Below are 14,418 nucleotides of genomic sequence, written 5' to 3'. Positions count from 1 at the left end.
CTTATTTCCAACAGAATGCACCGGGTGCGATGCCCGCGTAAAATTCATCGACCGGTTCGCCGTCGGCCGTGTAACGGTAGATGACGCCCGGCTGCTGATAGTCGATGGCGTCCGCGACATATACGTCTCCGTTGCGGGGATTGACGGTCAGTCCGTAGTATTTCGTGCCGCGGTATTTCAGGAACGGCCGCACCGGGACGCGCTCATCATCGACGTTCATCGACCAGATGTCGTCGTTGATCCAGAAGATTTTGTCGCCCGTGCCGTTGATCTGCACCTCCGAAGGGCTGTCGCCCAGTTTGAACGGGAACTTTTGTTCGATCCGGAATGTGGCGGCGTCGATGCGGTACAGCGCCGGGGCCTCGTAGCCGTAGGGGCTGCCTTCGTACCCGCCGTCGGTGATGGTCCACAGTTTGTGGTTCTTGTCCATCACCAGCGACGTGGGCTGGATGCCCACGACCAATTCCGCGTCCACCCGGTCCGTTTCGGTGTCGATCCGAAGAATCCGGTTCTGGTACGACCAGCAGTTCACGAAGACGTATTTGCCGTATTGCACCATCTGTTCCGTGGAGCCCGACTGCATCCCCATGTTCGGACATTCGATGTACCCTGTGATCTCGTAGCGTTTGGGGTTGACGATGAAGATGCGGTTGTCCCAGATCTGCGTGACGTAGGCTTTTTCGTCGGAGATGAAGTGCATGTAGCGCGACGAAGAGAGGTTCGTGATGCGCCCCAGCTCCTTGAAGGTGTTGATGTCGATGGCGAAGATGACGTGCGAATTGTTCACCACGACCCAGCCCACGCCGTCGCGGATGGTCATCGACTGCGCCACGTCGCCCAGTTTGAAGCCGTTGGCGCGCCTGAAAACCTCGTTCTCCACCTGCTTCGTTTCGGGATCGTAGTACGACAGCGAGGCGTTTCCGTACTGGAACATGCCCTCGTTGGTGATGAAAAGCCCCGTTCCCGTCGCCGAGAGCTCCTCCTGCGTGTCGTAGTCCCATTTCATGCAGCCCCCGAAAACGCTCAGGCACAGGGCTGCGGGCAGTATATGGCGTAAAATCCGTTTCATGGGTGCAAAGATAGCTCATTCGTTCCATATAACGCTGTCCGCGTTGTGGAAAAAGCCGCAGACGAGGGTCAGGTACTCGGGGATGCGGCCCTCGCTGCCCCACTTCAGGTCGATGCCGAACAGTTCGGAGGTCGTGCGGGCGATGTCGAATCCGCACGCTTCGAGCGAAGGCCGGACCTTGTCGGGGTGGCGGCAGGGTTTTCCCGCGGGGCGTGTGCAGCTCCCATCGGGGCAATAGAGGCACGTTCCGACGTAGGCGAACGATCGGCCGCCGTAGAGCCGTTCCATTTCGAGCAGGCGCGCTTCGAGCCGCAGCCGCTCGGGGCGGATCAGCCGTCCGGACTCCGAGATGGGAATGTCGCGCGTTTCGGGGACGATCTTTGTTGCGACGAGCAGCGCCGAGGCGTAGCCTGCGAGGTATTCGTCCATGTCGAATCCGAACGGCGGGCATCCCCAGCTCCTCCCGTAATTGGGACAGGCGCGGCAGTAGCCGCCGATTCGTCCGGCGTCGCGGAACCGGGCGATGTATTCGGTTGCGGGGAGCTCGGCAGTGAGGTCCCGGGCGGTGTATCGGAGCGAAGAATCCATGCGGCAAAAATAGTCGTTTTTTTCGGACTTGCCCTGCGGCCGGCTGCCTCCGGACATGAAATTTGCGGAACCGGAGGTAAATCGTCGTATGGCAGACAACGTTTTTACTAATCTCTGAATCTCCGGGTTCCGCAAATCGAGTGTTCCGTCGGCGTGTCAGGGCTTGCGGCGGAATCGGTGCGTGATGTCCTCCATTCCGCCCTCCGGCCCGACCTTGTAGAGCCGCTGGTTGGTCGTCGGCGCCGTCAGCGGCCCCAGCGCCTCGATCCAGCCGCCCAGCTTGATGTAGTCGAACGCCGGGATGTCGAGGCCCTTCGGCAGTTCGTCGCGCCCCGAATACCATCCCGTGCGCAGCGCCGGGTAGTTCTTCCGCACCACGCCGGCCAGCCGGGCGATCTCCTGCGGCTCGGCGTCGCCGCCCATGAACGAGACGCAGGTGACCGAACGTCCGTAGCAGGCCAGCAGGGCCAGCAGTTCCGCATCGTCGAGCACGTGCCCTTCGTCCGCGGTCAGGTGGGGACTGTGGCACCCCGGGCAGCGGTTGGGGCAGTTCGTGATGTTGAACGCCAGCGTCGTTTCGCCCGGGATCTCCGCGAATACGATGTCGAAGTTGTGATACCGGACCATCCTATTCCGCTTTGGCGTAGAAACGCCTCGATGCCTCCTGCTGGCGCGCCGCCGAGAAGTTCGAGACCCGTTTCATGTATCCGATCACGCGCGTCAGGTAGTCCAGATCGTCCGAATGGCATTCGGGGCACTCCTTCAGATAACGTTTGTCGATGTGCCCGCACTTGTTGCAAACCGTGTTGGGGATGTTGAACGTGAAGTAGTTGCACCCCTCGGCCGCCGCCACGCGCAGCAGGTGGCGGTACTGCTCCTTCGACAGATGGTCTTCGAGGTTCATGTGCAGCGCTGAGCCGCCCGTGAGGTGGTCGATGTATTTGCGGCCGTGGAGCCGGAACTTGTCGATGACGTTCAGCGACTCGTCCTCCACGACGTAGAAATAGGAGTTGTAACAGTCGCGCGGCACCGCGTAGCCGTCCTCGCGGTCCCATTTGGCGTGCTTCACGCCGACGTTCTCCGCCGGGATCATTTCGCAGTTGAACATCAGCTCTTTGGTGCGGTATTTCCGGTTGTAGCGCTCGATCAGCCCCAGCACCTCCTGCACGAACGCCGCGTATTCGTCGTTGTCGTTGATCGGAATGCCCAGAAACTCCGCGGCCTCGACCAGCCCGTTGACGCCGATGGTCAGATACTGGCGCGAAAGGTTGATGTAACCCGCGTCGAACAGCGGCAGCATGCCTTTGGCTTTCAGTTCTTTGAGGTTCTCGTTGTAGGCTGTCTGCACCTTGTGCACCAGGTCCACGACCTCTTCCAGATATTTCAGGTAGTGCATGCCGTTCTTCGCGGCGTACTGGATGCAGCGGTTCAGGTTGATCGTCAGCACGCTTTTCGAACCGGTCGAGACGCCGCCGGCGCCCAGCGTGTAGCTGAATCCGTTGTCCTGAATCTCGTTCCGCAGGCGGCAGCACGACGACAGCGAATCGGCGTTGTCGCTGATGTAGGTGAAGAACGAGTGGCCCGCGGCGTACATCTCGGCCGTGATGTCGCCCCACTCCTTGTCCATCACGTCGCCGTCCTTGGTGAGCAGCGCCATCGTCTCCACGGGGAAGGTCAGCACGGTCTTCGTCCGCTCCTTGTTGAACCACGTCATGAACCGCTTCTGCAACCACGACAGCGACTCCCAGTGGGGTTTCGAACCGTCCGGGAAAACGAACTCCCCGAAGAGCGACTCGAAATAGTAGCGGTCGTAGTAGGCGACGTTCCAGAACACGGCCTGGAAGTTGCGCGCTCCGGTCGGCTGGTTGATCGAGTAGACGATCTGCTCGAAACAGTCGGTGATCATCTTGTCGATCGTGCGGTGCTTTTTCGAGAGGTCCACCACCTCGTCGGCGCGCTTGTAGTAATCTTCGCCGTACTCCTGTTCGATGAAGTAGTTCATGTACATCAGGAATTCGGGCGTGGCGCAGGCCCCCGAGAGCATCGACGACACGATGAAGACCATGTTGACGAATCCGCCGCAGAACGATTTGAGGTTCGTCGGGCGCGTCGAGTTGCCGCCGACCGATAGCGTGCCGTTCAGCAGCCACGGATACATCGTGATCGAGGCGCAGTAGTTGGCCATCGAGGTTTCGTCGTTCTTGTAGATGAAATGATCTTTTAGCAGGCGCAGATACTTGTCCGACAGCTCTTTGCCGTACATCTCCTTGATCCGGTCCGTGAGCAGGCGGCGATTCAGGCGGATGAAGTTCTGCTTCGGCAGCTCGCCGATCAGCGTGGCGATGTTCTTGTTCTCGACGTTGGCGTTGGCGTCGTATTTCGAACCCGTGGCGGGGTTCTTGGCGTCGCAGTAGTCGGTCAGGAAGCGCAGCTTGTCGCGCTCTTCGCGGTCTTCGGAGTGCTTCTGACGGTAGAGCATGTAGCTCTTGGCCACGGCGAAATAGCGCTCGGCCATCAGGGCCACCTCGACCTGGTTCTGAATCTCCTCGACCGACATGCCGTCGGACACGTGTACGCGGCTCAGCACCGACGTGAGGTCGTCGTCGGTGGCGTATCCGCCGACCGAAAGGAATGCCTTGCTGATGGCGCGTTTGATCTTCTCGACCGAGAAAGGCGCACGTTTGCCGTCGCGCTTGATGATGTAAAGTTCTGAAATACCCATATTCTTCTGAAATCCGTTATGTGTTTCATCCGTGCGAAAGACGCTCCGCCCCTCTCCGCGCACGGCGGACAGGCCCGTCGGGTCTTCCTGAATGTCGTTTCGTAAAATCTTGTCCGGGTATCGCCCTATATCCCGAAGGCTGGTACCTTTTCCGGCAAGGCAGGTCTTCTGACTCGCTCCGTCCGCACGCCTTCCCGCCCTTGCGGACAGTGGCTCAGAGAGTGTGCGGACCGTTGCGGAGCTTACAGCTACGGGAATAGTCCCTGATTTTCACAGGAGTTCCCTTTTGATCTCCATGCCGGTTGCGACCGGCGGAGAACCTTGCACGGAAACAAATGTAGGCATAGTTCCCCGACGGGCAAGCGAACGCCCCTATTTTTAATGAACAAATTATAAACAATAAGAGGCATTAGCCCGTGAAGCCCCTCGGAACGCCGTTTTCGGGTGACGGCCTATCGTGGTATCGTTGTTGCGGCGGAAAGCCGTATAACCGATAAGACGAAAATCATGGGAAAAATTGAAATTCGGAACGACCGCACGATTCTTTCCACGCAGAACAACGGTTTCGCCGGCGACGAACGCGACGAAAATCTGATCGAAGAAGATTTGACGGATACCGAAATTCCGCTTGACGACCGGATTCCGGACGGTATCGGCGAGATCGTAGCGGACGACCGCCCGGTATACGACGAGGAGGGGTACCGGCACGAACCGGGAGAATAGTTTTCATCCCTCCGGCATTCCCGTAAGACCGAACGCCCGCAGACCTTGCGGTCCGCGGGCGTTTTCGTCGTCCGGACTCCCCTATCGGTAAATCTCGTTCAGCAGGCGTGCCAGACGGTGTCCGCCGCGCAGGAACTGCTTCTCGATGACGGGCGTGTATTTGAAAATGTAGTCGTACTCGATCTTCGTGCTTTCGGGGCTCGAAGCATAGACCTCCTTGCAGATTTCGTGCGTCTCCTTCGCCCAGTCGGCGGGCTCTCCGGCCGTGATTCCGGCTTTTTCCTCGTCGGTCAGCCGGTCGATCTGCTCTTTCCACTCGGTGTAGCTCCAGTTGTGAGCCGCTTCGGGCAGATTCGTGTCCCAGACCGAATGCAGGTTGGTTTCGCGGTCGAAGAACCGCACCGGACGCCGGTTGCCGCCCAGGTCGCTCAGACGTCCCAAGTGCATCGGGCAGTGCATGTCCCCTACCAGATGGATCAGCATTTTGAGATTCAGCGCCTCTTCGTCGGGGGCGAGTTTCCCCGATTTGAGTTTTTCGGTGATCTCGGTCACGGCTTTCAGCACGTCGCCATCGGGATTCTCGGGCATGCTTTCGAGCGTTTCGCCCTCGTCCACATTGCGGTAGTGCCAAGTCTTCGAGTAGGCGTATTCGGGCCGGTGGCTGGCGAAATCGAGCCAGTTGGCGAAGTAGACGGGAGAGTAGCCTCCCAGCACTTTGTGAACCTTCTCGGCCGCTTCGGACGTCAGGTGGCATTCGGCGATGTAAGCCGTAACATCGTGCCCCTTCTGTCCCCATGCGGAGGCGCCGCGGGCGAAGAGCAGGCACATGCCTAAAAGCAGGTAGTTTTTCATGGATTCGGCGGGTGTTGCAGTTTCTGTACGTCGCTATTAGTGGTTCATCGTGGCGAGGAACTCCTCGTTGGAATCCGTGAGGCTCATCTGTTTTTGCAGGAACTCCATAGCCTCCACGGGGGTCATGTCCGAGAGGTATTTGCGCAGCACCCACGTGCGGTTCATCACGTCGCGCGGCAGCAGCAGGTCTTCGCGGCGGGTTCCCGAGGCGATGACGTCCACGGCCGGGTAGACGCGCTTGTTGGAGAGTTTGCGGTCGAGCTGCAACTCCATGTTGCCCGTGCCCTTGAACTCCTCGAAGATCACTTCGTCCATCTTCGAACCGGTGTCGATCAGTGCCGTGGCGATGATCGTCAGCGAACCTTTCTCCTCCGTGTTGCGGGCCGCGCCGAAGAACCGCTTGGGTTTGTGCAGGGCGTTGGCATCGACACCTCCCGAGAGCACCTTGCCCGAAGCGGGCTGCACCGAGTTGTAGGCGCGCGCCAGACGGGTGATCGAGTCGAGGAAGATCACCACGTCGTGACCGCTCTCGACCATGCGCTTGGCCTTGTCGAGCACCATTTCGGCCACTTTCACGTGGCGCGAAGCCTGCTCGTCGAACGTCGAGGCCACGACTTCGGCCTTCACGTTGCGGGCCATCTCGGTCACCTCCTCGGGACGCTCGTCGATCAACAGGACGATCATGTAGACTTCGGGATGATTGTCGGCGATGGCGTTGGCGATCGATTGCAGAAGCATCGTCTTACCCGTTTTGGGCTGGGCGACGATCAGCGCGCGCTGGCCTTTGCCGATGGGCGAAAAGAGGTCCACGATGCGGGTGGACATGTTGTTGTGGCCGTTGCCCGTGAGGCAGAATTTCTCGCTGGGGAACAGCGGCGTCATGTATTCGAACTGCACGCGGTCGCGGATGTACTCGGGTTTGAGTCCGTTGATCTCGTTCACGCGCACCAGCGGAAAATATTTCTCGCCCTCCTTCGGGGGACGGATCGCGCCGTTCACCGTGTCGCCGGGTTTGAGTCCGAAAAGTTTGATCTGCGACGGGGAAACGTAGATGTCGTCGGGGGAATTGAGGTAGTTGTAGTCGGCCGAGCGGAGGAATCCGTAGCCGTCGGGCATGATCTCCAGAACGCCTTCGCCCTCGATCTCGCCTGCGAAGTCGTCCTTGGTGATGACCTCCTCTTCGACGGCGCGGGGTGCGGGCTCTTCCGCATGCGTTTCGGCTGCGGGCTGGGGCGCGGCGGCCTCCTGAACCTGGGCTTGTGCCTGAGTCTGAGCCTGAGCCTGTGCTTTGGGTTTGCGGCCGCGGCGTTTGGGTTCGGCGACGGGCTGTGCAGCCTGCGCTGCCGGTTCCGGCTGTTCCGTCCGTTCCGCGGCCGGGGCTGCCGCTTCGGGCTCCCCGGCGGGTGATATTTCCATCGGAAGTTCGGGTTCCGTTGCGACTCCGGGCTGCGGCGCCGCAGCGGCCGGTTCGGTTTTCGACAACCGCGGACGGCGCCCGCGAGGGGCTTTCTCCCGGGGTTCTTCCGCTTCTTTCTTTTCCTGTCGCGGTTCTGCGGGAGCGGCCTCCTCCGAAGGGGCGTTTCCGGCTATTTCCGCTATCAGTTCGCGCTTCTTGATCATGATGTTCTTGATGCCCAGAGCCTTGGCTATTTCACGCAATTCGGCAAGGCTTTTTCCTTCCAGCGCTTTCAGATCCTGCATATCGTTGTATTGTTCAATGTGATTTTCAAAAACCGGACGGTCGCCCGGTTCGTTCGAATTCGCTTGCAAAGATAATGCATAAATTCGAAATTCAAAATAAAAAAAGCGTTTCCCGCCGCGTCCGGCGGATGAAATTACCTATATGCGGGGTGAAAAGCCCCTCGAAATACCTATTAATAGCGATTGTGCCGCACGAAATTTTGCCCGACCTTTGTCTCAGAAACAATGAGAATCAGATTTCAGCCATTGCATTGTTTGTATTGTTAATGTTTGTGTGTGAAAAACCCTTCCGTTCGGCGGAAGGGTTTTTTCAGTTTCAGTTGGCGGTCCGGTATTCGTTGGGCGAGCACCCCACTACCTTTTTGAACAGGCGCGTGAAGTGCTGCGGGTAACGGAACCCCAGCGAATAGGCCACCTCGCTGATCGAGCGCGAAGTGTCGAAAATGCGTTCCTTGGCGATGTCGATCACCTTCGACTGGATGTACTCCTGCGCCGATTTTCCGGTCTCCTTTTTCACCAGGTCGCCGAAATAGTTGGGCGACAGATGCAGCTGCTCGGCGCACCAACGCACCGTCGGCACTCCCTCCCGCTCGGGGCGGTCGTCCCGGAAATAGTCGCCGAGCAGGTGCTCGAAGCCGGCCAGCACGTCGCGGTTGGCATTGACGCGCGTGATGAACTGCCGTTCGTAGAAGCGCGTGCAGTAGTTGAGCAGCAGCTCGATGTTCGAGACGATCAGCGTGCGGCTGTGTTTGTCGATGGCGTGATTCAGCTCCGCGAGGATGTTTTGCAGGCAATCCACCACCACGTTCCGCTCCTGCTCCGAGAGGTGCAGGGCTTCGCTCACCTCGTAGGAGAAGAACGAGTAACTGCCGATATTGCGTCCGAGCGACGTTCCGCGCAGCAGGTCGGGATGGAACAGCAGGGCCCAGCCTTTGGGCTGATAGGTTTGGCCGTTGTCCTCGTAGCCGATGACCTGCCCCGGGGCCAGGAACACGAGCGTTCCCTCCTGATAGTCGTAGTAATTGCGTCCGTAGCGCAGGTCGCCGCATTTCACCTCTTTGAGGTAGACCGTGTAAAACCCGTAGACCTGCCGTTCGTAGCGGGCCGGACCGCACTTCGAGAAGTCGATGACGCTGACCAGCGGGTGCAGCGTCTCGACGCCGCGCGCTTCGTTGTACTGGAAGATGTTGTCGTATTTGACGATGTCGCTCATATTCCGGATGGTTTTGTTCGACACAAAGTTATCACTTTTTTCCTCGTTCCGAACCCGTTCCGCGCCGAATCGGTAATTATGGTACGACGACCCGTAATCCGGGTAAGCTCCGCTGTCCTTCCGTTTCCTACTTTTGCAGAGTGGAAATCCCTAAATCCCTGAAAGCGATGAAAACAAAACTGATTTTAGCAACGATGGCAACAATCCTTACTTCGGGGGCCGGTGCGCAGACGCAGCCCGCTCCCGCCAAAAAAGTGCTGGTGGCTTACTACTCCCACAGCGGCAACACCCGCGAGGTGGCCCGCCAGATCGCCGGGGTTTCGGGCGGCGAACTCTTCGAGATCGTCCCCGTCACGCCCTATCCTTCGGATTACCGGACGGTGGTCGATCAGGCGAAAAAAGAGATCGAAGCCGGAGCGCGTCCCGCCTTGAAAAGCCGGGTCGAGGATATGTCGCAGTACGATGTGATCTTCATCGGTTCGCCCTGCTGGTGGGCTACCGTGGCGCCTCCCGTGGCGACGTTCCTCACTTCCTACGACTTCGCCGGCAAGACCGTCGTGCCGTTCATGACCCACGAGGGCAGCCGCATGGGCCGCAGCGAAGAGGATATCCGCAAACTCTGTCCCAAGTCGCAGGTCCCCGACGGACTTCCCGTCCGCGGCGGTGCGGTGGGCAGTTCGAAAGATGCCGTCGAAAAGTGGGTCCGTGCCCGTTTGAAAAGCGGATTTTAGGAGGCGGACGATTTGTTTCGGAACGCTCTCCCGCCCGTTCTGCGCCCGGATAACCTGAACGATTCAGGAGTTCGGGCGTTTTTTTATCCGCAGATGTAGATGCACCCGTAGACCAGTCCGGCCGCGATCGCTCCCGCGAGGGGGCCTGCGACGGGCACCCAGCTGTAATCCCAGCCGCTCGGGCCTTTGCCCCGGATCGGCAGGACGGCGTGGGCCAGCCGCGGCGGAAGGTCGCGGGCGGGGTTGATGGCATAGCCCGTCGTGCCGCCCAGCGACATGCCGATCGCCATGATGAGCATCGTCACCGGAAAACTCCCCAAGCTGCCCATCCCGATTTCGGGGGTGTTCTGTTCGTTGCCGATCACGAGGATGACGAATACCAGCAGGAACGTGCCGACCGCCTCGCAGAAGAGGTTGCGGGGTTTGTTCATGATGGCGGGCATCGTGCAGAAGACTCCCAGTTTCGTCGCCGGGTCGTCCGTGGCGTCGAAATGGTCTTTATAATATAAGTATACCAGCACGGCTCCGCAGAATCCGCCCAGCAGCTGCGCCGCAACGTAGCCCGGCACGAATTCCCACGGGAAAGAGCCCGCGGCGGCCAGTCCGACCGAGACCGCGGGATTGAGGTGCGCGCCCGACCAGGGTCCGGCGATCAGCACGCCGCACATCACGGCGAGTCCCCAGGCCATCGTGATCACGATCCAGCCGCCGCCGTAACCTTTCGAATGTTTCAGGACGGTCGAGGCCACCACCCCGTCGCCCAGCAGTACGAGCACCAGCGTTCCGATGAACTCGAACAGGCATTTGGTCATCAGTGTCGTCTCCATCGCTCAGTCTTTTTCCGTGTGCAGCACCCGACGCACGGCGTCTTCCCACCCCGCGACGGCTTTGTCGATCTGCGTGCGCTCCTCCGCGGGTTCGAAGATGCGCTCCGCCTGCCATTGTTCCCGGATTTCGGCGACGCTGCCCCAGTAGCCCACGGCCAGTCCGGCCAGATAGGCGGCTCCCAGCGCCGTGGTTTCCGTCACACGCGGGCGTATGACCTTCGTGCCGAGCAGGTCCGACTGGAACTGCATCAGCAGGTTGTTGCGTGCCGCGCCGCCATCGACTTTCAGTTCCAGTAGCGTGATGCCGGCGTCGCGCTGCATGGCGCCCACGATGTCGAGCGTTTGGTAGGCGATTCCCTCCAGCGCCGCACGGGCGATGTGCGCCGCCGTCGTGCCGCGGCTGATGCCGCTGATGGCGCCCCGGGCGTACTGGTCCCAGTGCGGGGCCGCGAGCCCCGTGAGCGCCGGCACGAAATAGACCCCGTTGGTGTCGGGGACCGAGGCAGCCAGCTCCTCGACCTCCGACGAGGAGCGGATGATCCCGAGCCCGTCGCGCAGCCATTGCACCACCGAACCTCCGACAAAGATGCTTCCTTCGAGGGCGTAGTTGACCTTGTCGCCGATTTTCCACGCCACGGTCGTCAGCAGGTTGTTTTTCGAGGCGATGGGCTTTTCACCGCTGTTCATCAGCAGGAAACACCCCGTGCCGTATGTATTTTTGACCGATCCCGGCTCGACGCACATCTGTCCGAACAGCGCCGCCTGCTGGTCTCCGGCGATGCCCGCGATGGGCACCTTGTGGGCGAAGATCGTGGTTTTCGTCGCTCCGTAGACCTCGCTCGACGACTTCACCTCGGGCATCATCGACGCCGGGATGTCGAAGAGCTTCAGCAGCTCTTCATCCCATTGTAACGTGTGGATGTTGAACAGCATCGTACGCGAGGCGTTGCTCACGTCCGTCACATGGACCTCGCCGCGCGTCAGCCGCCAGATCAGCCACGTATCGACCGTTCCGAACATCAGCTTGCCCTGCTCGGCGCGTCTGCGGGCGCCCGGCACGTTGTCCAGAATCCATTTGATCTTCGTGGCGCTGAAATAGGCGTCGATGATGAGTCCCGTCCGTTCGCGGATGAACTCCGTCTGCCCGTCGGCTTTCAGGCGGTCGCAGTATTCCGAAGTGCGGCGGTCCTGCCAGACGATGGCGTTGTAGACCGGTTCTTCGGTCTCGCGGTCCCATACGATCGTGGTTTCACGCTGGTTGGTGATACCTATTCCGGCGATGTTCAGTCCGTTGATGTCGATGGCCGAGATCGCCTCGGCGATCACCGAGGCCTGCGACGACCATATTTCGTGGGGATTGTGCTCCACCCACCCCGGCTGGGGAAAATACTGGGGAAATTCCCGCTGGGCCATCGAGCGGATCTCTCCTTTGCGGTCGAAGACGATAGCCCGCGAACTGCTCGTCCCCTGGTCCAATGACAAAATGTACTGTTCCATATCTTTCGGTTTTATGATTGTCGCGGAATCTCTGTCCGGCGGTTCCCGGCAGACCTCCGATTACAAATCTACCAAAAAAATATCATTTCGAATCAAAACTGCAAAGTTTTTTTTCGAAACTCGACGAAAAAGTCCGGAACGGTCGTTTGCCGTCCCGAATGATTTTCCTTAACTTCATGCTGTCGAATAATCTGAAAATCGCGGGTATGAAAATTATAAAAATCGAACGAAATAGCAGGGTGTGCGCCGTAGTGGAAAGCGATGAAACGGTCATTGCGGATGTGCAATCCGCTTTGGAGCTGCTTATGAATGTCAGTTTCGATGCCGGCACGAAAAGCATTGCTATTGCCAAAAACAGGATACATCGTAATTTTTTCATCCTCAGCACCGGAGTCGCGGGTGAAATCTTGCAGAAATACGTCAATTACGGCGGTCGTATTGCCATATACGGTGATTTCTCGTCTTATACGAGCAAACCGCTGAAAGATTTCATGTACGAAAGCAATAAAGGCGCGAATGTGTTTTTTGTCACGACAAAAGAGGAGGCCGTAAATAGACTTACTTCGTAATTCGAACGCACTCAACGGTCAGAGTACCAGATGTCTGCCCAACAAAAAAGGTCCTTCATAGAAGGACCTCGTGAGCGGAAAACGGTGCCGCATCCGCATTTTGAAGTCCCTGTATATCAATCGTATTGCAAAAGAACGGTTCCGTTGTACCACGCTTTGGTCATGCGTGAAGAACATCGGATTGCTTACCGATGTATCGGCCTTTCAATACAATGCAAATATACGAATAGATTCTAAAAGAACAATGCAAATGATCTTTTTATCACATTCAGAAATGGTAAAAAAGGGCAAGATTTTATAACAAATACCTTTTATAAGATACTCTCTCTTAGTAAATATCCATGCACCGAACCTCGTTCTAACATAAATGTCAAAATCGGAATCAATTTCTTTTTTAACTCCACATTGCGTTTAATGGATATCTTATTATCGCCAATATACCGTCGAAATATTCTCTCCAAATAGAGAATTGTCGATTGTTCTCTATATCCTAAATTCAACATAGAATAGTCCTCGATAATTAAGAGTATCAAATCCATCAGTTTGTCAATCGGAATAATTCCCGTATCAGCAACTTTCGAAATAGAATATAGTACAATGGGATTGTCCCCTAAATCTTTCGCAATATTTCCGTACAACCCCAAATTGTCTTTAAGATCATACCATTGTCTAACATTCTGGTATTCTCCTGCCAAAAGATACTCCTCAATTATTTTATCTTTATATCTTCCTTCGTTGATTGATAATATGGGAGTATATAACATGCGCCAAATGTTCCAAAACCGGGAACGATCTTGAATTTCTGTCGCAGCAGTAACAAATTCGGAAATAAACATTTCTCCGTCTCTGGAATTTCTCAGATTTTCCATAAATGGACGAAGCAGATTCTCTATTGGAACATCTTCACTTGGCAAAATATAATCTGCGCACCGTTTATAAATAGATGGATTGGCGGGATCGAAACGATCATCCTCGTTAATCAATAACCGAGATGCAATCTGCATAATTTTCTCGGCGATAGCTTGAAAAACAGGCTGCGCAGAGTGTCCCGACATTAAACTCAACAATACCTCTAAATCGTGCAAATGTAGAGCGCAAACAATTTCCACATCAAGATTATTTATGTCTGCATCTATATCTGGAAGTTCACGATCAATACGTTGTAATATTGCAAATCTGCTTCTGTTTTTTCTATAATTTTCCCGATTATATTTGTAATACAACTCTTTTGTTTTAATAAATTGGCATACAAGACGAAGCATATCATCCGGATATGTTTGCCATAATTTATTGATTGCCGCCACAGCATACTCATATAACATCATATTGCCATACGATTGTTGATTATATAATGCAAATAGCAGCAATTTTATGTAATGATCTAACTCTTGTGGATATAGACCTATTAAGCTCGGAATCGCTTGTACGCAACTGGGCCAACCATCGCCCGTTTGGAAATGGTATCCATCCTCAAATGACTCAACAATAAATGATTCGATAATTTGTTTACAATATTTCCGATCATCGTCATTCAAGTCTTTCGCATAAAATCGTATAAGAACAGAACATACGATGTTGGGAGTCCAAACTTCATTTGGGGCAATCGATAACCCATTATTCACATCTTCAATCATTCTTTTAGCATCCTCCAATGCTTTGAGAGGATTTTGGTCATATTGAGGATAGGTACTTGCTTTGGCATCTCCTTCCGCTTTCCAACTTGCCCAAAAGAACAAATCCGAATAGCGCCAAAACTCTTCTTGCATTTTTTCTGCTTGCTGGGTAACTGCTTGGAGTTCCGGTGTTAAAGTTGGGTTGAGATGAATCTGCAATCCTTTCGGGGTCTGCTCGACTTCGGGATTGAAATTCCGTCTGTCAATTCGAGCTAATAGTATTTCTCGCTTCTGCCGTTCAATTTTTCGCAAT

At 56.3% G+C, this 14,418-nt stretch carries 13 protein-coding genes and 1 riboswitch; of the genes, 3 read left to right on the top strand and 10 right to left on the bottom strand.

Features of this window, described 5'->3' with window-relative positions:
- Position 1: 1 nt before the first annotated feature.
- The 4 genes from NQ519_RS15230 to nrdD form a co-directional block, all read right to left on the bottom strand.
- Positions 2 to 1,069, bottom strand: a complete 1,068-nt coding sequence (locus NQ519_RS15230; protein WP_019150295.1) for a YncE family protein — start codon at positions 1,067 to 1,069, stop codon at positions 2 to 4.
- A gap of 15 nt (positions 1,070 to 1,084) precedes the next feature.
- Entirely contained in the window at positions 1,085 to 1,657 is a 573-nt protein-coding gene (locus NQ519_RS15225; protein ID WP_026076427.1) for a DUF2284 domain-containing protein, read from the bottom strand.
- Positions 1,658 to 1,813: 156 nt separating this feature from the next.
- Positions 1,814 to 2,284: a radical SAM family protein gene (locus tag NQ519_RS15220; RefSeq protein ID WP_019150297.1), complete on the bottom strand. Its 471-nt coding sequence runs from the start codon at positions 2,282 to 2,284 to the stop codon at positions 1,814 to 1,816.
- A 1-nt stretch (position 2,285) separates the two neighbouring features.
- The gene (gene nrdD / locus NQ519_RS15215; RefSeq protein WP_019150298.1) at positions 2,286 to 4,379 is read right to left on the bottom strand and encodes an anaerobic ribonucleoside-triphosphate reductase; all 2,094 of its coding nucleotides are present in this window, start codon (positions 4,377 to 4,379) and stop codon (positions 2,286 to 2,288) included.
- A gap of 141 nt (positions 4,380 to 4,520) precedes the next feature.
- A riboswitch (cobalamin riboswitch) is annotated at positions 4,521 to 4,718 on the bottom strand.
- Between the two features lie 168 nt (positions 4,719 to 4,886).
- Between nrdD and NQ519_RS15210 the strand changes: the two genes are divergently transcribed.
- Positions 4,887 to 5,102 (top strand): hypothetical protein, encoded by a 216-nt coding sequence (locus NQ519_RS15210; protein WP_019150299.1) that lies wholly within the window; start codon positions 4,887 to 4,889, stop codon positions 5,100 to 5,102.
- A gap of 81 nt (positions 5,103 to 5,183) precedes the next feature.
- On the opposite strand, the gene NQ519_RS15205 is transcribed toward NQ519_RS15210, so the two are convergent.
- The 3 genes from NQ519_RS15205 to NQ519_RS15195 form a co-directional block, all read right to left on the bottom strand.
- Positions 5,184 to 5,954: a S1/P1 nuclease gene (locus tag NQ519_RS15205; protein ID WP_019150300.1), complete on the bottom strand. Its 771-nt coding sequence runs from the start codon at positions 5,952 to 5,954 to the stop codon at positions 5,184 to 5,186.
- Between the two features lie 36 nt (positions 5,955 to 5,990).
- Positions 5,991 to 7,655 (bottom strand): transcription termination factor Rho, encoded by a 1,665-nt coding sequence (rho, locus tag NQ519_RS15200; protein WP_026076428.1) that lies wholly within the window; start codon positions 7,653 to 7,655, stop codon positions 5,991 to 5,993.
- Positions 7,656 to 7,971: 316 nt separating this feature from the next.
- On the bottom strand, positions 7,972 to 8,868 hold the full coding sequence (locus tag NQ519_RS15195; RefSeq protein ID WP_019150302.1) for a helix-turn-helix domain-containing protein: 897 nt from the start codon (positions 8,866 to 8,868) through the stop codon (positions 7,972 to 7,974).
- Positions 8,869 to 9,062: 194 nt separating this feature from the next.
- Here NQ519_RS15195 and NQ519_RS15190 point away from each other — a divergent pair, with 194 nt between their 5' ends.
- Positions 9,063 to 9,599, top strand: coding sequence for a flavodoxin (locus NQ519_RS15190; RefSeq protein ID WP_083871057.1), 537 nt, complete (start codon positions 9,063 to 9,065; stop codon positions 9,597 to 9,599).
- Positions 9,600 to 9,682: 83 nt separating this feature from the next.
- Here the strand turns inward: NQ519_RS15190 and NQ519_RS15185 are convergent, their stop codons facing one another.
- Together NQ519_RS15185 and glpK are read right to left on the bottom strand one after the other, a co-directional pair.
- The gene (locus tag NQ519_RS15185; protein WP_019150304.1) at positions 9,683 to 10,426 is read right to left on the bottom strand and encodes an MIP/aquaporin family protein; all 744 of its coding nucleotides are present in this window, start codon (positions 10,424 to 10,426) and stop codon (positions 9,683 to 9,685) included.
- A gap of 3 nt (positions 10,427 to 10,429) precedes the next feature.
- A complete protein-coding gene (glpK, locus tag NQ519_RS15180; RefSeq protein ID WP_026076429.1) occupies positions 10,430 to 11,923 on the bottom strand; it encodes a glycerol kinase GlpK in 1,494 nt (497 codons plus the stop codon).
- Between the two features lie 206 nt (positions 11,924 to 12,129).
- On the opposite strand from glpK, the gene NQ519_RS15175 reads away from it, so the two are divergent.
- A complete protein-coding gene (locus NQ519_RS15175; RefSeq protein WP_026076430.1) occupies positions 12,130 to 12,492 on the top strand; it encodes a DUF4180 domain-containing protein in 363 nt (120 codons plus the stop codon).
- 311 nt (positions 12,493 to 12,803) lie between these two features.
- Here the strand turns inward: NQ519_RS15175 and NQ519_RS15170 are convergent, their stop codons facing one another.
- Positions 12,804 to 14,417: a hypothetical protein gene (locus NQ519_RS15170; RefSeq protein WP_019150307.1), complete on the bottom strand. Its 1,614-nt coding sequence runs from the start codon at positions 14,415 to 14,417 to the stop codon at positions 12,804 to 12,806.
- Position 14,418: the final 1 nt, after the last annotated feature.

It is taken from the genome of Alistipes senegalensis JC50 (genome assembly GCF_025145645.1).
Taxonomy (GTDB): Bacteria; Bacteroidota; Bacteroidia; order Bacteroidales; family Rikenellaceae; genus Alistipes; species Alistipes senegalensis.
This window is presented reverse-complemented; position numbering and strand designations above follow the sequence as displayed.